Consider the following 19,856-nt stretch of genomic DNA (forward strand, 5'->3'; position numbering starts at 1 on the left):
CGGTCGGCGCGGTCGCGGCGATGGGCATTCCGGAAGTGAACCGGCTGGTCAACGCCTTCTTCGCCGGCGCCAAGGAGGTCAATCCGAACGTCAAGAAGAAGGTCGCCTTCATCGGCTCCTTCTTCGATCCGCCGAAGGCCAAGGAAGCAGCCGTGGCGCAGATCGATGCCGGCGTCGACGTCATCTATGCCGAGCGCTTCGGCGTCATCGAAGCGGCGGTGGAGAAGAAGATCCTCGCCATCTCCAACATGTCCGACCAGTCGAGCCTCGGCCCGGATACGGTCATCACCGGTCCGGTGTGGGACATGTACCCGACGGTCGAGCAGGCGATCAAGCTGGTCAAGGCGGGTGTGTTCACCGCGCAGGACTATGGCGACTTCTCGCGCATGGCCAAGGGCGGCTCGTTCCTGGCGCCGTATCACAAGTTCGACAAGACGCTGCCGGCCGAGGTCAAGGAGCTGGTCGAGAAGAAGAAAGCCGAGATCCTCGAAGGAAATTTCCGCGTCGACGTCGACGAGAACACGCCGGTTTCGGATTGAGCGCTTCGGCTTGAGGTTGGCGCCAAGCCCCCCTCTCTGCCCTGCCGGGCATCTCCCCCTCAAGGGGGGAGATTGGCGGTTTCGGTCTTACCGCTTTACCTGCGACGTAGAAGATTGGCGAAAGCTGGCGTGACATCTGATCTCCCCCCTTGAGGGGGAGATGGCCGGCAGGCCAGAGAGGGGGGCCTCGCGTTGCCCTTCGCGGTTAGCCGGATCTTCAGTCAGGAGCACCCTTGTCCGCCTCACTCATCGAAATGCGCGGCATCACCAAGAGCTTCGGCGCCGTCAAGGCGAACGAGGCCGTGAATCTCAGCGTCGCACCTGGCGAGATCCTTGGGCTGCTTGGCGAGAACGGCGCCGGCAAGACAACGTTGATGAACGTGCTGTTCGGCGCCTATGCACCTGACGCCGGCGAGATACTGGTCGAGGGCCGGCCGGTCGCCATCCACAGTTCGGCAGACGCGCTCGCCGCCGGCATCGGCATGGTGCACCAGCATTTTCATCTGGCGCCGCGGCTGACGGTGCTGGAGAACCTCCTGATCGGCATTCCGGGCAAGTCAGGCCGCATCGACCGCGCCGGCGGGCTGGCGCGGCTGAAGGAGATCGGCCGCCAGCACGGCTTGAGCCTCGATCCCGCCCTGCCGGTCTCGGCGCTGTCGGTCGGCGAGCAGCAGCGGCTGGAGATCATCAAGGCGCTGTTTCGCGGCGCCAAGCTTTTGATCCTCGACGAACCAACAGCGGTGCTGGCGCCAAGCGAGGTCGACGGCCTGTTCGCCGCCCTGCGCTCGATGGCGGGCCAGGGACTGGGCATCATCTTCATCTCGCACAAGCTCAACGAGGTGAGAGCGCTGACCCACCGTTGCGTGGTGCTGCGGCACGGCAAGGTCGCCGGCCGCGTCGACGACCCCGCCAACACGACGTCGTCCGAGATGGCGCGATTGATGTGCGGTCATGAGATCGTGCCGCCGACCAAAGAGGCTTCGACACCGGGCGGCTCCGTGCTGCTGCTCGATCGCATCTCGACCTCGGGCCATGCCGGCACGCCGCTGCGCGAGGTGTCGCTCTTCGTCCGCTCCGGCGAGATCCTCGGCATCGCCGGCGTCTCCGGCAATGGCCAGCGGGCGCTGGCCGATGTCATCTCCGGCATGCTGCCACCGAAAACCGGCACGATGACAATGGCCGGCAAGGCAGTTGCGCAATTCTCGCCGCGCGTGGTGCAGGCACTCGGCCTTGGCCGCATCCCCGAGGACCGGATGACGACCGGCCTGGTCACCAACCTGCCGCTTGCCGATTCCATGGTGCTGCCGCGCATCGGCACCGAGGCGTTCAGCCGCAAGGGTCTGCTCAATCCGTCCGCCATCCGCGCTTTCGCCGAAACCCAGATCAAGGCCTATGACATACGCTGTCCCGGACCGATGGTGCGCGCTGGCGCGCTCTCCGGCGGCAATCTGCAGAAGGCACTGCTTGCGCGCGAGCTCGCCTTCGATCCGAAGGTGCTGATCGTCTCGCAGCCGACGCGCGGCCTCGATATCGGCGCCGCCCGCTTCATCCACGAAAAGTTCCTCGCCATGCGCGCCAAAGGCTGCGGCATCGTCGTCATCGGCGAGGATCTGGAAGAGCTGCTGATGCTCTCGGACCGCATCGCGGTCATGTATGAGGGCCGCATCGCCGGCACGCTGGCCGGCGCGGAGGCCACCGTCGCAAGGCTCGGCCTGATGATGACCGGCGCGGAGGGGAGGGCGTAGAGCGTGGGTTTGCCTCTGATTTCGAACGTCGGCGCCGCCCCTCACCTGCCTGCCGGCATCCTCTCCCCGTATAGTGAGGGGGAGAGGGGCGCTTTCATCGATGATTTCGCCAATCGCGAGCGTTGCAAGAAGGGTGTGACGGCTGCGGCCAGCCCCCTTCTCCCTGTCACTATACGGGGAGAAGGTGCCGGCAGGCGGATGAGGGGCGGCGCCGACATCTGGCGAGCGGAGGGCCACGCCTGATGTTTCGCCTGGAAGCCCGCACCAGCACTCCGGCCTGGTTCAATCTGGCGCTGCCGCTGCTTGCGATCGGCGCCGCGCTCGTCCTTTGCAGCGGGCTGATAGCGGTGGCCGGCGCCGGCGTGATCGAGGCTTATGGCGTGATGCTGTCGGCCTCGCTCGGCGACAGCTACGCCATCACCGAGACGCTGGTGCGCGCCGCGCCGATGATCTTAACCGGCCTGGCGGTGGCGGTCGCCTTCCGGGCAAAATTCTGGAACATCGGTGCCGAGGGCCAGTTGCTGGCGGGCGCCGTGGCGAGTTGCTTCGTCGGCGCCATCCCGATGCCGGGCACTCTCGCCATGCTCCTGATGGCGCTGGCGGGTGCCGCGGCCGGCGCCGCCGTGGCGCTGGTGCCGGCGACGCTGCGCGTCAAATTCAAGGTCGACGACGTGGTCAGTTCGCTGCTGCTCAACTCGGTCATCTATTACGCGCTGATGGCGCTGATCGAGGGGCCGTGGAAGGACAGCTTCAGCGGCTATCCGATCTCGCCGCCGATCGAGGATTCGGCCAACTTCCCGGTGCTGCTCGAGGGCACGCGCCTGCATCTCGGCGTCGTGGCGGCGCTGGTCGCGGCGCCCCTGGTCTGGTTCCTGATCGCACGCACGACGCTCGGCTTCCGCATCCGTGTCACCGGCGAGAATCCGGAAGCCGCCCGCTACGGCGGCATCAACGTGCAGCGCGTGCTCATCTCGACCGCGCTGCTCTCCGGCGCGCTGGCGGGCCTGGCCGGCGTCGGCGAGGTCGGCGGCGTGCATTTCCAGGTGATGAGCGACATTTCGCCCGGCTACGGCTATTCCGGCATTGTCGTTGCCATGCTGGCCAGGCTTAATCCGCTCGGCGTGGTGCCGGCGGCGCTCTTCCTTGCCGCGGTGATGACCGGGGCCGAGGCGATGTCGCGGGCGACCGGCGTGCCGGCTTTCCTGAGCGACGTCATCCAGGGCACGGCGCTGCTTGCCATGCTGGTGGCGCTGCTGTTCACCGCCTATCGAATTCGGCGGGTAGCGACATGAGCGCGGGGTTCGAGCAGATTTTCCAGGTCGGCTTCCTCGCCGCCATCATCCGCATCGCCACGCCACTCGCCTTCGCCACGCTCGGCGAAATGTTTTCCGAGCGTGCCGGCGTGCTCAATCTCGGCATCGAAGGCATCATTCTGTTGTCGGCAATGGCCGGCTTCACCGCCACCAGCCTCAGCGGCAGCCTGTGGCTCGGCGTGCTGGTGGCCGTGGCGACCGGCGCGCTGATGGGGGCGGTGCATGCGCTGTTCACGGTGGCGCTGGGCTTAAGCCAACATGTCTGTGGCATCGGCGTGACGCTGTTCTGTTCAGGGCTCGCGTATTTCCTCTACCGGCTGATCTTCGGCCAGCAGTCGGTGCCACCGAGCATCAAGGGTTTCCAGCCCGAGCCGATCCCGCTGCTTTCGGACATTCCGATCCTCGGCCCGGCGGTGTTCAACCAGTTCACGCTTGTCTATCTGGCGATCATCGCCGTTCCGCTCGCCGCCTTCGTGCTCTACCGCACGCCATGGGGGCTCTCCGTGCGGATGGTCGGCGAGAACCCGCGCGCCGCTGACTCGGCCGGCGTCAGCGTGATTGGCACGCGCTTCCAGGCTGTGATCCTTGGCGGCGCGCTGATGGGCCTTGCCGGCGCATTCCTCACCATGGCGCAGTTCAACGCCTTCACGTTCGGTGTAGTGTCCGGGCGCGGCTGGGTGGCGATCGCGCTGGTCGTGTTCGGCCGCTGGGACCCGTGGCGCTCGGCGGGGGCGGCGCTGCTGTTCGCCTTCGTCGACGCGCTGCAGCTCAGGATGCAGGCGAGCGGGCTCGGCCACATCCCCTACGAAGCCTTCCTGATGCTGCCCTTCATCTTCACCATCGTCGCCATGGCCTTCATGTCGCGCAACGCGGTCGCGCCCTCGGCGCTGCTCAAGCCGTTTCGAAGGGAAGAGCGGTAGGCGCCCTTTCCTCTCCCTCCGGAGGGGGGAGAGGTGGCGCTGCGAAGCAGCGACGGAGCGGGGGAACCACCTCGCAATCGTCGCCAACCGATGCGCAGGAAACTCCCTGCACCGCGTCGAGGGTCGACCCCACTCCGTCGAGCTGCGCTCGACACCTCTCCCCCGATCGACGGGGGAGAGGAAGGGCGCCAAGCTTGGGACGCTTCACATCGCCGTAAAGGCGTTGTCGACGAAGAGATGCGCGCCGTTGACGAAGCTGGATTCGTCGCTGGCCAGAAACAGCGCGGCCTTCGCCACTTCTTCCGGCTCGCCGATGCGGCCCTGCTGGGCGGCGAGTGCCGCGTCGGAGACGTCGACGCCAAGTTTCCCTAGGTCGGCCACCTCGCGCAGCCCGTGCGGGGTGCGGATGAAGCCGGGGCAGACGGCGTTGCAGCGAATGTTGCGGTCGCGGAACTCGACCGCGATGGCGCGGGCGAACATGTGGCAGGCGCCCTTGGTGGTGTCGTAGAGCACCTCGTTCGGCGTCGCCGCCACCGCCGAGATCGACGAGGTGCAGACGATCGAACCGCCGCCGGCCGCGATCATGCCGGGCAGCACCGCGCGCGTCATCAGGAACATCGAGCGGACATTGACGGCATGCAGCCAGTCCCATTCCGTGAGCGTCGTCTCCAGGAACGGCTTTATGACGATGGTGCCGGCGTGATTGAACAGCACCGTGACCGGGCCAAGCTTGGCCGCCGCCGCCTTCGCCGCGGCTTCGACCTGCGCCTCGTCGGAAACATCGGCCACAAAATGCTCGGCGACATGGCCGCGGGCGCGGATCGCCGCCGCGGTCGCCGCCGCTGCCTCACCGTTGCGGTCGACGATCGCCACCTTGGCACCTTCCGCCGCGAACAGCTCGGAAGCCGCCCCGCCCATGCCCGTCGCGCCGCCCGAGATGATGGCAACCTTGCCCGCCAGCCTTCCGCCCATTTTTTTCTCCTGTTGATGCTTCACGCGTGAACCGGCAGCGATGCTAACCCGCGCGTGTCGGATGGCCAAGCTCGCTGGCCGCATCCCCGCCACGCCGGCTCCAGCACGACCACGGAAACCCCAGGCGTGATCGTCTCCGCAGCCGTTTCCCCTGGATAGGGCAGACGCAGCAAGCCAAACCAATGTCCAGCGCGATATGAGAAATTCGTTCTGCGGATCGCGGAAAAATAGCAATCGACAAAGTCTACTAACTTTATAGATTAAGGGTGAGACGGAGGCCGATATGTCCTATTACCAAAACACCCAGACAGACCGCAGAGGCCAAAACATCGGGCAGAGCTGGCGGCCGGCCTATGGCGGGGCCTTCGCCTATGTCGTTTTCACCCTTGCGTTCGTGTTCACCGGGGCAGTCGTTCTGGGCCTCATTCCCTGAGGCGCGGGAACCACGGGGTGGCGGCCTAAACGCTTTCAGGCAACCGGAGTTTAGTGAGCCGCGTCAGCGGCGCGTTTTCACGCGCCCTGTGGTTTCGATATGCGATTCCAAACGTGATGGAGGAGATGGCAATGCCGATCGAGTTCACGCATGTTCCGGGCAAGTCTGCCAATGGCAGCTTCTTCTATGATTTCGCCGAGACCGCGACGAAACTGTCGCTGATCGAGGATGTCGGCTTCCAGAAGATCGTCGTCGACGATCCGGCCGGCCTGCTCACCAATATGGACATAGCCGCGCAGGCGCTGAAGCGCACCGCGTCGCTGGAGGTGGTGCTGACCCACTGGGCTGGCGTGGTCGAGCCGACGGTGGCGGCCAGGCAGCTTGCGGCGCTCGCTGCCAGGAGCGGTGGCCGCCTGTCGCTGAGGATGCTCAGCGAGCCGCTCAGCGACGAGGATGCCGAGGCGCGGCCGGTCGGGCACACCGTGGTGTGGCAGCGCATCGATGAATATCTGGTGCTTCTGAAGCGCCTGTGGTCGAACGACAGGCCGTTCGACCATGAAGGCGCCTTCTACAGCGTCAAAGGCGGTTATGTGCCGCGCAAGGGCCCGCACGGCGCCGACGTGACGATCCGGCTTGGCGGCCAGTCGGGAACGGCGCTCAGGGTCGCCGGCCGGCACGCGGATGTGTTCGAATTGTCGGCCGGTTCGCCGGACGAGGTCGGCCAGTTGATCGAGCGCGTGCGCGCCGCCGCCGCCGAGCATGGAAGGGTCGGCAAACTGCGCTTCGCGCTGCCCGTGCGCATCCGTTCGCAAAAGGATGAAGGCATCGCCGAGCACAAGGCGGTCGCGGTTTCCGGGTCGCCGGCCGAGATCGCGCTGTCGCTGCTGCCCTATGCGGCGCTCGGCATCCATGAATTCATGGTCGGCGGGATCGACCGTTCGCGCGAGATCGCGACAACGGGCCGCGAAACGGTCACGCTCGTCGCCAATTCACTGGCGCGTCTCGACAACAGCGTGACGCAGCCCGGCGCATTCGTGCCGCGCCTGCCATCGCAATCCCGCGCCCCGGCCTGACCGGGTCGTCAGCGCGGCCCGCCGGCAAGCCGGGCCAGCGCTTCGATAACGGCGTCCGAATCCGCCAGCGCGCCGAAGACGCCGTCCTCGACCGTCACCATGTGAAGCGCGGCTTCATGCGCCTGCCAGTCGCCGCTGGCGCAGGCGTCCGAGATCGTCAGGCACTGGAAGTTGCGGTCGCACGCCTCACGCAGCGTGGTGTGGACGCATACGTCGGTCGTGCATCCCGTGAACAGGAGATGCGTGATGCCGCGTGCGCGCAGGACCAGCTCCAGGTCGGTGTAGGTGAAGGCGCCGTTGCAGGTCTTGTCGACGACGATGTCCTGCGGCGCGACCTCGATATCGGCGACGATCTGGAAACCGGGGCTGGAGCGCAGCAATATGTTGGTGCCGTCGAGCCCTGCCCGCTGGCGGCGCCATTTCTCGTAAGGCGTCATGTCGGCCATGTCGGCGCGGTAGCCCTGCCTGGTGTGCACGATGGTCAGGCCGGCGGCGCGCGCAGCCGCGATCAGCCGGTTGACCGCCGGCAGGATTGCCCTGAGCGGCGAAGGGTCATAGCCCTTTCTGGCGAAATAGCCTGTCTGCGACAGGAAATCCTGCTGCAGGTCGATGACCAGCAGCGCGGTGTGTCCCGGCACCAGCCGGCCGTCATAGGGGAAATCGAACGGGATCGCCTTGATCATCGGCTGCCTCGCGCTTGCCGCCGCTATCGTGGCCGGAGATGGCACCGCAGTCCATAGGCAGGATCATTGCCCTCCGCAGAGGCGCACGTTGGGCAGCAAGGCGCAATTCGGCCTTGCGTTGGAACGCCATGACATTTTTTGTTGATTCAAAAAGTCATCTTCATAGTTGACTAGTAAACTCATGTTTTATAGTCAACCGTCGATGGCAGCCGGAAACCGGTTGTCGACGATCGCGCAAGCCCGAGTTGCAGGAAGGCCAGAGCGTGGCTGGACATGGTCTTTTCGCGGCGCTGGCCGCAGCGTTCATCCTGTCGGCAGGCGCGGTCGTCGCGCAGGAGCAATCGTCGACGCCAGCTCCGGCCGTGCAGGCGCCGGCGGCGACCCCTGCCACGCAGGCACCGGCTGCGGCGGCGCCCGCGACAACCGCTCCCGCCATGGCTGCTCCCGTTGCACCGCAGCCGGGCGTTCAGCCGGCTCCGACCGCCGCCGGCAGTGAGCCGTCGACGGCGATTGCGTTGACGCTGCCGCACGATCTGTCGCCCTGGGGCATGTTCGTGGCCGCCGACATCATCGTCAAGGCGGTGATGGTCGGCCTCGCCTTCGCCTCGCTGGTTACCTGGACGATCTGGCTGGCCAAGTCGCTGGAGATCCTCGGCGGCAAGCTGAGGGCGCGCCGCGCCGCGCAGGCGATCGGCAATGCCGCGACGCTAATGCAAGCGGGCCGCGCGCTCGGCCACAACAATGGCCCTGGCGCGCTGCTGGTGCGCGCGGCCGAGGAGGAGGCCGCGCTTTCGGCCGGCGCGCTCGGCCATGTCTCCGGCGACGGCCTGAAGGAGCGCGTCACTTCCAGGCTGTCGCGCATCGAGGCGGCGGCGGCGCGGCGCATGTCGCGGGGCATCGGCTTGCTCGCGACGATAGGCTCGACCGCGCCCTTCGTCGGCCTGTTCGGCACGGTGTGGGGCATCATGAACGCGTTTATCGGCATCTCGCAGGCGCAGACCACCAATCTGGCGGTCGTTGCGCCCGGCATCGCCGAAGCCCTGCTTGCCACCGCTATGGGTTTGGTGGCGGCTATCCCGGCGGTGGTCATCTACAACGTCTTTGCCCGCTCCATAGCCGGCTACCGGCAGATCCTTGCCGATGCCGCCGCCGGCGTCGAGCGGCTGGTCAGCCGCGACCTCGATTTCCGCACCGTGCCGCCGGCAGGCACGATCGCGGCGGGGTGAGCGGACATGGCGGCGCGGATTCGCGAAACGGTCGGCGAGGATCTCGAGGAAAGCCACGAGATCAACGTCACCCCGTTCATCGACGTCATCCTGGTGCTGCTGATCATCTTCATGGTCGCGGCGCCACTGGCGACGGTCGATGTCAATGTCGACCTGCCGGGCTCGACGGCGACGCCGGCGCCGCGGCCCGAGACTCCGCTGTTCCTGACGCTGAAGAGCGATCTTACGCTCTCCATCGGCAATGACAGCGTGCCGCGCGCCATGTTCGCCACCTCGCTCGACGGCCGCACCAAGGGCGACAAGCAGACGCGCATCTTCCTGCGCGCCGACAAGACGGTCGGCTATGGCGAGCTGATGGAGGTGATGAACCTGCTGCGCGCCGCCGGCTATCTCAAGATCGCGCTGGTCGGCCTGGAGACGCTGCCTTCGGCCGATGCGCCGGCGAGCGGAGGCGCAGTCCCATGACTGGCGCAGCGGCGGCTCTGTCCGGCATCGGTCAGCCGCGTTTCGGCGCGCGCGAGACCGGCCTGTGGACGGCCGCCGCCGCCCTGATCCTGATCGCGCATGTGGCGGTCGCCTATGCGGTGCAGAGTTCCAGTCTTGTCGATTCCGCCGATGGCGGGCCGCCGCCGGCGCTGGCGATCGAGATGTCGCCGCTGGCGGTCGCGCCCGCGGTGCAGGAAGAGGCGCTGGTGCCGGATACGGTGATGCCTGACCAGGCCGAGCCGGTCGAGGAAACGGAGACGGTGACGGCGGTGAAACCGGTGACCGAGCCGGCGCCTGAGCCGGTTACCGAAGAGGCGGAACCGGCCGCCGAACAGCCGGTCGAGGCCGAGGCGACCGCGCCGGCGGCGCCGACGGTCGCCGCGCCGAGCGAGCAGCAGCCGCTGGACAAAGTGGTCCCGGACGTCGTCGAGACGGTGGCGCCCGAAGTCGTCATCCCGTTGCCGCGGCCGAAGCCGGTGGATGCGCCGGCGGAACCCAAGGTCAAGAAGCCGGTCGAGGCCAAGGCGAAGAAGCCCGTCGACAAGCAGCGACCGAAGAAGGAGAAGCCGGCGACGGCGAAGACGGCGATGGCGGCCAGCGTCGACGCCAGGCCGGCCGCGCGCGCGGCGGCGCCGAAGGCAACGGAGGGAGCGCAGCGGTCCGGCGCCGGCCCGGCACGGTGGAATTCCAGACTGGCGGCGTGGATCAGGCGGCACACGCGCTATCCGAGCGCGGCCCGGTCGAGGCGGGCCGAAGGCAGCCCGAACGTAACCTTCACGGTCGATTCCTCCGGCCGGGTAGTCTCCGCCCGGCTGGCGCGGTCTTCCGGCGACGCCGACCTCGACCGCGCGGCAATCGGCGCGCTGCAAGGCGCCTCGGTGCCGGCGCCGCCACCCGAACTCGGCGCCCGCGTCACCCGCACCGCGCCGTTTGCTTTCAGTCTGCGGAACTAGAGCATGGAGACTTTGTCCCCGCGGCGCAGCCCTAAAGGTGCACGATCGCCGGAAGCTTGAGGCGCATCCGCTGGCTTTCGGCGAAGGCCAGGGCAAAGGATCCCGGCTCGAACGAGTAGGTGCGTTCCTCCTCGTCCTCGAGGACCCGGACAAAACATTGCCTGTCCGTCTCGACCAGTTCAATCCGCGTGCCCGAAGGGCCGCCATAGCGGTCCAGATAGGCACGCGCTTCGCGTTGTGAATAAGGCACGGCTTCCTCCCATCCGACGAAAACATGCACTGACGCTAATGAACCTTTGTGCCGCGAGAGACTATGACGTAGCTCACATGGGCTCGGCGTTTCGGGCAGCGATCGGCGCGGCCTGACCGGCCGGCCTCAGCGCCTGCCCGAAAAAATCATCTGCGCGAGCTTCTTCCTTTCATGCATGGCGGGCCCGGCCTGCCAGCCGACGTCCTGCTGCAGGTTCGGCGGCAGGGCGTCCATCATGTACCTGGTCTTGGCGCTGTTGTGCGCACGCATGATCAGGCGGCTGTAGTCGGCCAGGCTTCCGAGCATCGACATCGGCATTGTCCTTCGCGTCGTTGCGACGGCGAAGTGATCGCCGTCGCATGATGCAGGAAGGATGTGCCGGGTCCGTTTCGGGGGGATGGCACGAAAAGGCACGGGCTGTTTCCGGAATCATCGGTTTGGAAACATTGGCATGCAAATGACTTCGATCGCCTTGCTGTCAGGACAATCCCGGCGAAGCGGCAAGAACGGCTCCGGAATCCTTTGTCACATGTCGGCTGCCGGCGGGGCCGACAGGACATCCCGCGTCTGCTGCAGATAGGCGTAGCCGTAGCGGGCATCGGGCTCCAGATAGGCCCCCTCGGCCCATTCGTTCCAGGCGTTGACGAATATCAGGCGGCTGTCGAAATCGGCAAAACGATCGGATGTGTCGACGACCGCGTTGCTCAGCCATACGCGAGAACTTCTATCACTCTGCGCGCCTTCGGATGGTCGACTGTCCGGGCGTCTAGGTCTTTTCCCAAAACCTCGTAAACGTGAAGTCAGATGACTTTTGCGACGAAGGCAAAGGGACAGTGGCCTGATTGTCAGTGCCGAAATCGTAGCTGCCAAACGCGCTATCGAAATCGAGTACGGCTTGGCAGTACGCACCGTTCGCGCGCCGGTACTCGTTGAGGAGCATTCGCCGCGACTTATCCGGCATATCCGTGGACCGACCAAACTCCTCAAGAATCCGATCCATCATGAAGTTGTCGAGAGAATTCACATCCGCTGCTTCTTTGAAAGTCTCGGCGTTCGGAACGCGTGCGCCTGCAATAGCGTGCTGGAAACTCGATATCACAAGCGGGGATAGGTGCCCGTTCTCTCTGATGGATCCGTTGCGCCCCACCAGAGGGGCTACGCAGCTGAGGCTGTGCGCTGCTAGCAATGCTTCGCAACGATCCCTGGTAACCAGAGATAGTCGAATAGCTGTCGCAGCTCCCTTGGGGTGCAACGGTCTAGGTATGGGGTATCGATAGTAGAAGATTCCGTGTCGGGAGCGTGACAGGTAGGCGGGCATGCGCATAGCAATGGCTCACTTGGTTGTCCCACCAGCGAAAACCCATTGCTAAGGCTTTGATTTTAGATCCGCTGGTGGAGCTGAGGGGGATCGAACCCCTGACCTCATCATTGCGAACGATGCGCTCTCCCAGCTGAGCTACAGCCCCGTCCAGCGGATGGCGCATTTATCGGGCGCGACCGTTTCGTGTCAAGGCGAAACGACCCGACATTTGCCGTCCGCTCCGGCATGCGCGCAAGGCGGCTCTTGCCGCTTTGGCCGGCAATGGCTACATGTCGGCAACAATTGGAGACCGGCATGATCGCCCTTATTCAGACCATCGTCATGGCGCTTGACCTCTACTGGTGGATCATCATCGCCTCGGCGATCTTTTCCTGGCTCTATGCCTTCAACGTCGTCAACTCGCGCAACCAGTTCGTCGGCACCATCGGCAACGTGCTCTACAGGCTGACCGAACCGGCGCTCAGGCCGATCCGCCGTTTCATGCCCGATCTCGGCGGCGTCGACATCTCGCCGATCATCCTCTTGCTGATCATTTTCTTCATCCGCCAGTTCCTGCTGACCACGGTGCTGTCGCTGGTCGTCTGAGGGATGAGCACGCCGCCGTTCCGCTCGCGCGACGACGGCATCGACCTGTTCGTCCGGCTGACGCCGAAGGCGGCGCTCGATCGGATCGAGGGCGTCGAGACGACAGCCGACGGCAGAAGCCACCTCAAGGCCCGTGTGCGCGCCGTGCCGGAAAACGGCGCCGCGAATGCCGCGCTGGTAAAACTGGTTGCCAAGGCGCTGGGCGTTCCGGCGTCGGCCGTCGCGGTCGTCGCCGGCGGCACGGCGCGGCTGAAGACGCTGCGGATAGTGGGAGATGCGGCTGAGCTGGCGAAGCGCATCGAGGCATTGAGCGGCGGCCAAGGCAAACCGCATTGATGGCTGCTAATCATATCGTCGGTCGGCGCTGCCCCTCATTGCCCTGCCGGGCATTTCTCCCCGTATAGTGACGGGGAGAAAGATGCCGTCGCCGGCGATTTCGCCAACCATAAACGTTGCAGAAAATTGCGCTGCGGGCGCGGCCAGCCCTCTTCTCCCCGTTTACGGGGAGAAGGTGCCGGCAGGCGGATGAGGGCGGCGCGACGATTCCAGGATTGGCTCGGTTCTCACCGAATGTCCCCATTCGACATCCCGTGACCATGGAAAGATGACCCCTCAATCCCCCAGCGGCAGGCGCGGGTCGTCGACCTTCAGCGTGTTCACGCTCTGCTTGATGCGGCGCAGGTTCTCCAGCACCTTCGGGCCGCGTGTCTCGGCGACCGAGGTCACGATCATGTCGACGATGGCGAGCAGCGCATAGCGCGACGAGGTCGGCTTGTAGATGTTGCCGTCCTCGAACGACTGCAGATGGATGACCGTGTCGGCGGCCTTGGCGAGCGCGGAGTCCGGGGCGGTGACGGCGACCGTTGTGGCGCCATATTGCTGGGCGACCTGCACCGCCTCGATGACCGATCGCGCATAGCCCGACACCGAAAAGGCGACAAGCGTGGTCTCGGGCGTGGCGACGGCGGCATACATGCGCTGCAACTGTCCGTCGATCTGCGCCAGCACCGGCAGGCCTAGCCGGAACAGCCGGTTCTGCATTTCGGTCGCCATCATCGAGGAGATGCCGCCGGAGCCGATGCACAAGACGTTGCCCGAGGTTGCAATGCGCGCGGCGACGCTGACCAGCGTCGTCATGTCGAGATTCTCGCTGGCGCGCTGGATGGCCGATATCGCCGCCTCGGTGATGGCGGATGCGATGCGCTGCTCGCGGGCGTCGCGGCTCAGCGGCTCCGGCGACAGGTACTGGCCGCCGATGGCGATCGCCTGCGCCAGGTAGAACTTGAAATCGCGCAGGCCTTCGCAACCGAGGTTGCGGCAGAAGCGGGTGACGGTCGGCTCGCTGACGCCGACGCGCGCCGCGATCTCCGAGATCGCCGCCTTGGAGGCGAAGTCGAGGTCGGACAGAACGAGGCCGGCCAGCCGACGGTCCGACTTGGTGCCGTCCTGCGACATCAGTTGCAGCCGCGTGATGATGTCGGCAGGCGTCTTCATGTTCGTGGCTTCGTCTTCATCGGGGTGACTTCATAGCGGCAGGCCCGTCGCCTTGTCGAACAGATGGATGTTGCGCGGCTCGACCGTGACCGGCAGGCGGTCGCCCGGCCGCACCTGCACCCGGTCGCGGAACACCGCGCGCACCGTGTCGGCGCCAACCGAGCCGTAGACATGGGTTTCCGAGCCGGTCGGCTCGACGACGTCGACATCGATGGCGATCGCCTCGCCGGCGATGCGGCCGTGATCCATCACCACGATGCGGTCGGCCATGGTCATGGCCTCGATCTGGTCGTGGGTGACATAGACGATGGTCGATTTCAGCCGCTGGTGCAGCGCCTTGATCTCGGTGCGCATCTGCACGCGCAATTGCGCGTCGAGGTTGGACAGAGGCTCGTCGAACAGGAAGACGGAGGGTTCGCGCACGATGGCGCGGCCCATGGCGACGCGCTGGCGCTGGCCGCCGGACAATTGCCTCGGATAGCGGTCGAGATAGGAGAACAGGTTGAGCACGCCCGAGGCCTTCTTCACCTTGTCGTCGATCGCGGCGCGGTTCTCGCCGCGGATCTTCGGGCCGAAGCCGATATTGTCGGCGGCCTTGAGGTGCGGAAACAGCGCGTAGGATTGGAACACCATGGCGATGTTGCGCTTCTGCGGCGGCAGGTCGTTGGCTCTTAGGCCGCCGATCATGAGATCGCCCGAGCTGATCGTCTCCAGCCCGGCCAGCATGCGCAGCAGGGTCGACTTGCCGCAGCCGGAAGGCCCGACCAGCACGACGAACTCGCCGCTTTCGATCTCGAGGTCGATGTTCTCGAGGATCTGGTGGTGGCCGAACGATTTCGACAGGTTGCGGAACTGGACGTCGGTCATGGTCACGCTCCCAAAATGTCGTCAATGAAAGGCAGGCAGCCGGCGGTCAGCCCTGCATCCACCGGCATCACCACGCCTGTTACGCCCGATGCGCGGTCGGAGGCAAGGAAGGCCACCGCCTCCGCCACTTCCAATGCGTTGACGATGCGGCCGAGCGGGTAGAGCCGCTTCAGCTTGGCGAGGATTTCGGGGTCTTTGGCCAGGCGATGATCCCAGGCGGCGGTGCGGATCGATCCCGGGCAGACGACATTGGCGCGCACGCCGCTGCGGCCGAGTTCGACGGCGATCGACTTGGCGTAGGCGTTGATGCCGGCCTTGGCGGCGGCGTAGGCCGGGTTGCCGAAATGCGCGATGGCGTTGACCGAGGAGATGAAGACGACGCTGCCCGCGCCGCGCTTGGCCATAGCCTTGATGAGCGGATCGGCGAAAGTCATCACACCGGTCAGGTTGAGGTCGAGCTCACGCTCGATCCTGTCCGCCGTCAGCGCGCCAAGCGTCTCGGCGCGCGTCCAGCCGGCATTGTTGATGAGGATGTCGGGAACGCCGTCGCGATCGAGGATTTCGGCGATGGCTGTTTCGACCGACGCGCGGTCGAGCAGGTCGAAGACATGGCGCGAGGCAAGATGCGGGCTGGCCAGCGCCTCGTCCGACTGGTCGCAGCCGATGACGCGGGCGCCGCGTTCGGCAAGCAGCGCCACGATCGCCGACCCAAGGCCGCCGCCGGCCCCCGTGACCACGGCCGTCCTGCCCTCGAATTCGGCCTTTGAAACCACCGCGCTCGCTCCTCCACCATGTCAGACATACGGCAGAAGGCTACTGAACGATATGTAATTAAGCAACATGAAAAATTGCTTGCAGAAGTCAAAATGATGGATAATGTAGGAAAGTCACATAAATCCTGTGCCCCTTGGAGCGCAGGCGCAGATGCGCATCAAATGGGAGAGAGATCAGATGAGCCTTGCGAAATGGACTGTCGGCCTGATGGCCGGAATGAGCATGCTGGCCTTTGCGGCGCCGGCCGACGCTGGCGAGGTGCGCGTCACCGTTGCCGAATACAGCGCCAAGACCGGCCCCTATTTCCAGGACGTCAAGAAGGAATTCGAAGCGGCCAACCCGGGCATCACCGTCAAGTTCGAAGTGGTGCCGTGGGAGGTGCTCTTGCAGAAGCTGACCACCGACATCACCGCCGGCACCAATGCCGACCTGTCGATCATCGGCACGCGCTGGCTGATCGACTTCGTGCAGCAGGATGTCGCCGAGCCGCTCGACGGTTACATCACGCCTGAGTTCAAGGACCGCTTCATCGACACGTTCCTGTCGCCGTCGATCATGGAGGGCAAGACCTACGGCCTGCCGATCGCCGCCTCGGCGCGCGCCATGTACTACAACAAGGAACTGTTCGAGAAGGCAGGCATCGCCAAGCCGCCGGTCACCTGGACCGAGCTGCAGGAAGATGCCCGCAAGATCAAGGCGCTGGGCTCCGGCACCTTCGGCTTCGGCCTGCAGGGCAAGGAGATCGAGACCGACGTCTACTATTATTACGCGATGTGGTCGCAGGGCACCGAGATCCTCAACAAGGACGGCACGTCGGGCCTCGGCACGCAGGGCGCGCTCGACGCCGCCAAGCTCTACAAGTCGATGATCGACGAGGGCCTGACCGAGCCCGGCGTCACCTCCAACAACCGCGAGGACGTGCAGAATCTGTTCAAACAGGGCAAGGTCGGCATGATGATCACCGCGCCCTTCCTGTCCAACCAGATCAAGGAAGAAGCGCCGAACCTGAAATACGGCGTCGCCGCCATCCCGGCCGGACCGACCGGCGCGCGCGGCACCTATGGCGTCACCGACTCCATCATCATGTTCAAGAACTCGAAGAACAAGGACGAGGCCTGGAAGCTGCTCGACTTCCTGTTCACCAAGGAGCAGCGCGCCAAGTTCACGCAAGGCGAAGGCTTCCTGCCGGTGAACAAGGAGGAGGCGAAGATGGACTATTACGTCAACAATGCCGACCTTGCCGCCTTCACCGCTCTGCTGCCCGACGCCCGCTTTGCGCCGGTCATCCCGGGCTGGGAGGAGATCGCCCAGATCACCTCGGACGCCATGCAGAAGATCTATCTCGGCAGCGCCGAGCCGGAGGCTGCCTTGAAGGAGGCGGCGGAGAAGGCCAATGGCGTGCTGAAGAAATAGGGCGTTCACTCCCGACGCCCGTGGCGCGCCCCACCCCCGTCGGGGCGCGCCACACCTTCCTTCCTCTCCCTCCGGAGGGGGGAGAGGTGGCTCGGCGAAGCCGAGACGGAGTGGGGGAACCACCTCGCGACTGTCGCGAAGGGACAAGTTCGCCTCGCCTTGTGGCCAAGGGTCGACCCCCACTCCGTCGAGCTTCGCTCGACACCTCTCCCCCGATCGACGGGGGAGAGGAAGGGCTCTCTTCCGCAGCCGCTGCGGAGGACCGGCAGGTAAGTGAGAGCAGCGTCGACGCTTGCAAGGAATCCTTGAAACGGCGCCCCGAGAAGAGCGAGGCGGGACTATGTCGATCTGTTAAGGCCAGAAATCCAATCACCACCCGCAAAGCGGTACAAACCAGCCGATGCAAAATCGTTTCCTGCCCTATCTGCTGACCTTGCCCAGCCTGTTTCTGGCGGCCGTCGTCATCTTCTGGCCAGTCTGGGACCTGATCCAGATCTCGACGCATGACGTCAGCCGCTTCGGCCAGTTGCGCGACTTCAGCGGCCTGACCAATTTCTCGGCGCTGTTTTCCGATCCCGATTTCATGGCCGCGCTCTGGCGCACCGGGCTGTGGACGGTGCTGGTGGTCGGCGGCGCGTTGTTGCTGTCGATCCCGGTGGCGATGATCCTCAACACCGATTTCTACGGCCGCGGCCTCGCCCGGGTCATCATCATGCTGCCCTGGGCGGTGTCGCTGACGATGACGGCGGTGGTCTGGCGCTGGGCGCTCAACGGCGAAAGCGGCATGCTGAATTCGGCGCTGATGGGGCTCGGCCTGATCAGCCAGAACATCCAGTGGCTGGCAAGCGCCGAGACCGCTTTCCCGATGCAGGTGCTGATCGGCATATTGGTGACGGTGCCGTTCACCACGACCATCTTCCTCGGCGGCCTGTCGTCGATCCCGGACGACCTCTACGAGGCGGCGGCGCTCGAGGGCGCCACGCCGCTGCAGCTGTTCCGCGAGATCACCTTTCCGCTCTTAAAACCGTTCATCAACATCGCCATCGTGCTCAACACCATCTACGTCTTCAACTCGTTCCCGATCATCTGGGTGATGACGCAGGGCGGGCCGGCGAACTCCACCGACATCCTGGTCACGCACCTCTACAAGCTCGCTTTCCGCATCGGCAAACTGGGCGAGGCTTCCGCGGTGTCGCTGGTGATGTTCGCCATCCTGCTCGTCTTCACCATGATTTATGTGCGGCTCGCGATGCGGGAGCAGCGCGCATGAGCAACGGCAAGCTGAAGCGCACGATCATCGCCTGGCTGCTGTTGTCGCCGCTGATCGTGGTGACGATCTTCCCGTTCGCGGTGATGCTGCTTACCGCGGTCAAGCCGCGGGCCGAAGTGCTGTCGCCGACCTGGTGGCCGAGCGAATTCCACTGGTCGAATTTTGCCGACATGTGGGTGGCGACCGGCTTCGGCCAGGCGCTCGTCAACTCGCTCTATGTGTCGGTGATCGCCACCGTCGGCGCCATCCTGATCTCGGTGCCCGCGGCCTACGCCATGTCGCGCTTCCGCTTTGCCGGCTACGGCGCCTTTCGCCAGTTCCTTTTGATCTCGCAGATGATCTCGCCGATCGTGCTGGTGCTCGGGCTGTTCAGGCTAATGGCGGCCTGGGGGCTGGTCGAATCGACGACGGCGCTGGGCTTCATCTACATGGCCTTCAACGTCGCCTTCACCGTGTGGATGCTGCAGAGCTATTTCGACACCATCCCGCGCGACCTCGAGGAGGCCGCCTGGATGGAAGGCGCCGGCCGCTGGCTGACCTTGCGAAAAGTGTTCCTGCCGCTTTGCCTGCCGGCGATCGCGGTGACGGCGATCTTCACCTTTATCAACGCCTGGAACGAATTCGTCGTCGCGCTCACCATGCTGCGCAGCCAGGAAAGCTACACGCTGCCGATCCAGGTCTTTTCGCTGGTCGCCGGCCGCTACGCGATCGAATGGCACCATGTCATGGCCGCCACGCTGCTCGCCACCTTGCCGGTGGCGATCCTGTTCATCTGGCTGCAGCGCTACCTGGTCCGGGGCCTGGCGCTCGGGGCTGTCAAATAGCAATCCAGCAATTCCAGGAAAAGTGTGCAGCGGTTTTCCGTCCGGAATTGCGAAAAACAAAAAGTTCATCACGGAGCTTTCATGCGTATCTTCACCGCTTCGCTGGCGACGGAAACCAACACCTTCTCGCCGGTGCCGACCGACCGGGCTTCGTTCGAGATGGCCTTTTATGCCGGACCGGGCAAGCATCCGGAAACGCCGACGCTGTGCTCCTCGCCGATCGTGGCGCTGCGCCGGCGCGCCGCTGAGGAAGGGCTGACCGTCATCGAAGGCACCGCCACCTGGGCCGAGCCCGGCGGTCTGGTCCAGCGGCAGACTTTTGAGGCGCTGCGTGACGAGATCCTCGACCAGCTCAAAGCAGCGCTGCCGGTCGATGCCGTCATCCTCGGCCTGCATGGCGCGATGGTGGCGCAAGGCTATGACGATTGCGAGGGCGATCTGCTCGAACGCGTGCGCGCCATCGTCGGGCCGAAGGTGGTGATCGCCTGCGAATTCGACCCGCACAGCCATTTGACACCGAAGCGCGTGGCGGCGTCCGACATCATAGCCTATTTCCTCGAATTCCCGCACACCGACTTCTATGAGCGCGGCGAGCATGTCGTCGAGCTCGGTCTTGCCGCGGCGCGCGGCGAGATCAAGCCGGTCATCTCGACCTTCGACTGCCGCATGATCCAGGTGCTGCCGACCAGCCGCGAGCCGATGCGCTCCTTCGTCG

The 19,856-nt window shown here is 65.2% G+C and carries 23 protein-coding genes and 1 tRNA gene; 15 read left to right on the plus strand and 9 right to left on the minus strand.

All coding sequences use genetic code 11. From position 1 onward, the window contains the following. From EN780_RS09150 to EN780_RS09175, 4 genes are all read left to right on the plus strand, one after another. On the plus strand, positions 1–539 hold a 539-nt coding region (locus EN780_RS09150; RefSeq protein WP_128273271.1), incomplete at its 5' end, for a BMP family protein. Between the two features lie 233 nt (positions 540–772). After that, positions 773–2,284: an ABC transporter ATP-binding protein gene (locus EN780_RS09160; protein WP_128273274.1), complete on the plus strand. Its 1,512-nt coding sequence runs from the start codon at positions 773–775 to the stop codon at positions 2,282–2,284. Between the two features lie 242 nt (positions 2,285–2,526). Further along, positions 2,527–3,576, plus strand: a complete 1,050-nt coding sequence (locus tag EN780_RS09170; protein WP_128273276.1) for an ABC transporter permease — start codon at positions 2,527–2,529, stop codon at positions 3,574–3,576. Then, positions 3,573–4,517: an ABC transporter permease gene (locus tag EN780_RS09175; RefSeq protein WP_128273278.1), complete on the plus strand. Its 945-nt coding sequence runs from the start codon at positions 3,573–3,575 to the stop codon at positions 4,515–4,517. Before EN780_RS09170 ends, EN780_RS09175 begins: the two co-directional genes overlap by 4 nt. Positions 4,518–4,721: 204 nt before the next feature. Here EN780_RS09175 and EN780_RS09180 read toward each other — a convergent pair whose 3' ends face one another. Next, positions 4,722–5,489, minus strand: a complete 768-nt coding sequence (locus EN780_RS09180; RefSeq protein WP_128273280.1) for an SDR family oxidoreductase — start codon at positions 5,487–5,489, stop codon at positions 4,722–4,724. A gap of 283 nt (positions 5,490–5,772) precedes the next feature. Between EN780_RS09180 and EN780_RS09185 the strand changes: the two genes are divergently transcribed. Together EN780_RS09185 and EN780_RS09190 are read left to right on the plus strand one after the other, a co-directional pair. Then, a complete protein-coding gene (locus EN780_RS09185) occupies positions 5,773–5,922 on the plus strand; it encodes a hypothetical protein (RefSeq protein WP_128273282.1) in 150 nt (49 codons plus the stop codon). A gap of 131 nt (positions 5,923–6,053) precedes the next feature. Beyond that, complete coding sequence (locus EN780_RS09190; protein ID WP_128273284.1) at positions 6,054–6,995, plus strand: LLM class flavin-dependent oxidoreductase; 942 nt, start codon at positions 6,054–6,056, stop codon at positions 6,993–6,995. 8 nt (positions 6,996–7,003) lie between these two features. Here EN780_RS09190 and EN780_RS09195 read toward each other — a convergent pair whose 3' ends face one another. Further along, entirely contained in the window at positions 7,004–7,678 is a 675-nt protein-coding gene (locus EN780_RS09195) for an isochorismatase family cysteine hydrolase (protein WP_128273286.1), read from the minus strand. A gap of 263 nt (positions 7,679–7,941) precedes the next feature. Here EN780_RS09195 and exbB point away from each other — a divergent pair, with 263 nt between their 5' ends. Genes exbB through EN780_RS09210 form a run of 3 tightly spaced genes read left to right on the plus strand, consistent with a single transcriptional unit; the run spans position 7,942 to position 10,343 of the window. Further along, positions 7,942–8,904, plus strand: coding sequence for a tonB-system energizer ExbB (gene exbB / locus EN780_RS09200; RefSeq protein WP_128273288.1), 963 nt, complete (start codon positions 7,942–7,944; stop codon positions 8,902–8,904). Between the two features lie 6 nt (positions 8,905–8,910). Further along, entirely contained in the window at positions 8,911–9,369 is a 459-nt protein-coding gene (exbD, locus tag EN780_RS09205; protein ID WP_128273290.1) for a TonB system transport protein ExbD, read from the plus strand. Then, positions 9,366–10,343, plus strand: a complete 978-nt coding sequence (locus EN780_RS09210; protein WP_128273292.1) for an energy transducer TonB — start codon at positions 9,366–9,368, stop codon at positions 10,341–10,343. Before exbD ends, EN780_RS09210 begins: the two co-directional genes overlap by 4 nt. 31 nt (positions 10,344–10,374) lie before the next feature. On the opposite strand, the gene EN780_RS09215 is transcribed toward EN780_RS09210, so the two are convergent. The 4 genes from EN780_RS09215 to EN780_RS09230 form a co-directional block, all read right to left on the minus strand. Then, positions 10,375–10,593 carry a hypothetical protein gene (locus EN780_RS09215; protein WP_127286976.1) on the minus strand — a complete coding sequence of 73 codons (219 nt, stop codon included), beginning with the start codon at positions 10,591–10,593 and terminating at the stop codon, positions 10,375–10,377. Positions 10,594–10,719: 126 nt separating this feature from the next. Next, positions 10,720–10,911, minus strand: a complete 192-nt coding sequence (locus EN780_RS09220) for a hypothetical protein (RefSeq protein ID WP_127310240.1) — start codon at positions 10,909–10,911, stop codon at positions 10,720–10,722. 207 nt (positions 10,912–11,118) lie between these two features. Next, complete coding sequence (locus tag EN780_RS09225) at positions 11,119–11,502, minus strand: glycoside hydrolase family 99-like domain-containing protein (protein ID WP_245478259.1); 384 nt, start codon at positions 11,500–11,502, stop codon at positions 11,119–11,121. 481 nt (positions 11,503–11,983) lie between these two features. Beyond that, positions 11,984–12,059, minus strand: a tRNA-Ala gene (locus tag EN780_RS09230). Between the two features lie 149 nt (positions 12,060–12,208). Here EN780_RS09230 and EN780_RS09235 point away from each other — a divergent pair. Continuing rightward, the gene (locus EN780_RS09235; RefSeq protein WP_127286979.1) at positions 12,209–12,499 is read left to right on the plus strand and encodes a YggT family protein; all 291 of its coding nucleotides are present in this window, start codon (positions 12,209–12,211) and stop codon (positions 12,497–12,499) included. Between the two features lie 3 nt (positions 12,500–12,502). Then, positions 12,503–12,835: a DUF167 family protein gene (locus tag EN780_RS09240; RefSeq protein WP_128273294.1), complete on the plus strand. Its 333-nt coding sequence runs from the start codon at positions 12,503–12,505 to the stop codon at positions 12,833–12,835. A 276-nt stretch (positions 12,836–13,111) separates the two neighbouring features. Here the strand turns inward: EN780_RS09240 and EN780_RS09245 are convergent, their stop codons facing one another. Genes EN780_RS09245 through EN780_RS09255 form a run of 3 tightly spaced genes read right to left on the minus strand, consistent with a single transcriptional unit; the run spans position 13,112 to position 15,633 of the window. Further along, positions 13,112–13,993, minus strand: coding sequence for a MurR/RpiR family transcriptional regulator (locus tag EN780_RS09245; protein ID WP_128273296.1), 882 nt, complete (start codon positions 13,991–13,993; stop codon positions 13,112–13,114). 30 nt (positions 13,994–14,023) lie between these two features. Beyond that, positions 14,024–14,860 (minus strand): ABC transporter ATP-binding protein, encoded by an 837-nt coding sequence (locus EN780_RS09250; protein ID WP_128273298.1) that lies wholly within the window; start codon positions 14,858–14,860, stop codon positions 14,024–14,026. A gap of 2 nt (positions 14,861–14,862) precedes the next feature. Continuing rightward, positions 14,863–15,633, minus strand: a complete 771-nt coding sequence (locus EN780_RS09255) for an SDR family oxidoreductase (protein WP_128273300.1) — start codon at positions 15,631–15,633, stop codon at positions 14,863–14,865. A gap of 178 nt (positions 15,634–15,811) precedes the next feature. Here EN780_RS09255 and EN780_RS09260 point away from each other — a divergent pair, with 178 nt between their 5' ends. The 4 genes from EN780_RS09260 to EN780_RS09280 form a co-directional block, all read left to right on the plus strand. Further along, a complete protein-coding gene (locus tag EN780_RS09260) occupies positions 15,812–17,047 on the plus strand; it encodes a sugar ABC transporter substrate-binding protein (protein ID WP_128273302.1) in 1,236 nt (411 codons plus the stop codon). 400 nt (positions 17,048–17,447) lie between these two features. Beyond that, on the plus strand, positions 17,448–18,317 hold the full coding sequence (locus tag EN780_RS09270; protein ID WP_128273304.1) for a sugar ABC transporter permease: 870 nt from the start codon (positions 17,448–17,450) through the stop codon (positions 18,315–18,317). Continuing rightward, positions 18,314–19,141 carry a carbohydrate ABC transporter permease gene (locus tag EN780_RS09275; RefSeq protein ID WP_128273306.1) on the plus strand — a complete coding sequence of 276 codons (828 nt, stop codon included), beginning with the start codon at positions 18,314–18,316 and terminating at the stop codon, positions 19,139–19,141. The genes EN780_RS09270 and EN780_RS09275 overlap by 4 nt, the downstream gene beginning before the upstream one ends. Positions 19,142–19,222: 81 nt before the next feature. Then, the coding region (locus EN780_RS09280) for a M81 family metallopeptidase (RefSeq protein WP_133372592.1) at positions 19,223–19,856 on the plus strand (634 nt) is incomplete at its 3' end.

It is taken from the genome of Mesorhizobium sp. M4B.F.Ca.ET.089.01.1.1, from assembly GCF_004022605.1.
GTDB classification, from domain to species: Bacteria; Pseudomonadota; Alphaproteobacteria; order Rhizobiales; family Rhizobiaceae; genus Mesorhizobium; species Mesorhizobium abyssinicae.

Excerpts from the sequence above, each read along its gene's own strand:
- EN780_RS09260 (WP_128273302.1), top strand. The coding sequence starts at position 15,812 with ATGAGCCTTGCGAAATGGACTGTCGGCCTGATGGCCGGAATGAGCATG.
- EN780_RS09210 (WP_128273292.1), top strand. The coding sequence starts at position 9,366 with ATGACTGGCGCAGCGGCGGCTCTGTCCGGCATCGGTCAGCCGCGTTTC.
- EN780_RS09240 (WP_128273294.1), top strand. The coding sequence starts at position 12,503 with ATGAGCACGCCGCCGTTCCGCTCGCGCGACGACGGCATCGACCTGTTC.
- EN780_RS09220 (WP_127310240.1), bottom strand. The coding sequence starts at position 10,911 with ATGCCGATGTCGATGCTCGGAAGCCTGGCCGACTACAGCCGCCTGATC.
- EN780_RS09180 (WP_128273280.1), bottom strand. The coding sequence starts at position 5,489 with ATGGGCGGAAGGCTGGCGGGCAAGGTTGCCATCATCTCGGGCGGCGCG.
- EN780_RS09270 (WP_128273304.1), top strand. The coding sequence starts at position 17,448 with ATGCAAAATCGTTTCCTGCCCTATCTGCTGACCTTGCCCAGCCTGTTT.
- EN780_RS09195 (WP_128273286.1), bottom strand. The coding sequence starts at position 7,678 with ATGATCAAGGCGATCCCGTTCGATTTCCCCTATGACGGCCGGCTGGTG.
- EN780_RS09170 (WP_128273276.1), top strand. The coding sequence starts at position 2,527 with ATGTTTCGCCTGGAAGCCCGCACCAGCACTCCGGCCTGGTTCAATCTG.
- EN780_RS09190 (WP_128273284.1), top strand. The coding sequence starts at position 6,054 with ATGCCGATCGAGTTCACGCATGTTCCGGGCAAGTCTGCCAATGGCAGC.
- EN780_RS09175 (WP_128273278.1), top strand. The coding sequence starts at position 3,573 with ATGAGCGCGGGGTTCGAGCAGATTTTCCAGGTCGGCTTCCTCGCCGCC.
- EN780_RS09275 (WP_128273306.1), top strand. The coding sequence starts at position 18,314 with ATGAGCAACGGCAAGCTGAAGCGCACGATCATCGCCTGGCTGCTGTTG.
- EN780_RS09235 (WP_127286979.1), top strand. The coding sequence starts at position 12,209 with ATGATCGCCCTTATTCAGACCATCGTCATGGCGCTTGACCTCTACTGG.
- EN780_RS09185 (WP_128273282.1), top strand. The coding sequence starts at position 5,773 with ATGTCCTATTACCAAAACACCCAGACAGACCGCAGAGGCCAAAACATC.
- EN780_RS09245 (WP_128273296.1), bottom strand. The coding sequence starts at position 13,993 with ATGAAGACGCCTGCCGACATCATCACGCGGCTGCAACTGATGTCGCAG.
- EN780_RS09250 (WP_128273298.1), bottom strand. The coding sequence starts at position 14,860 with ATGACCGACGTCCAGTTCCGCAACCTGTCGAAATCGTTCGGCCACCAC.
- exbD (WP_128273290.1), top strand. The coding sequence starts at position 8,911 with ATGGCGGCGCGGATTCGCGAAACGGTCGGCGAGGATCTCGAGGAAAGC.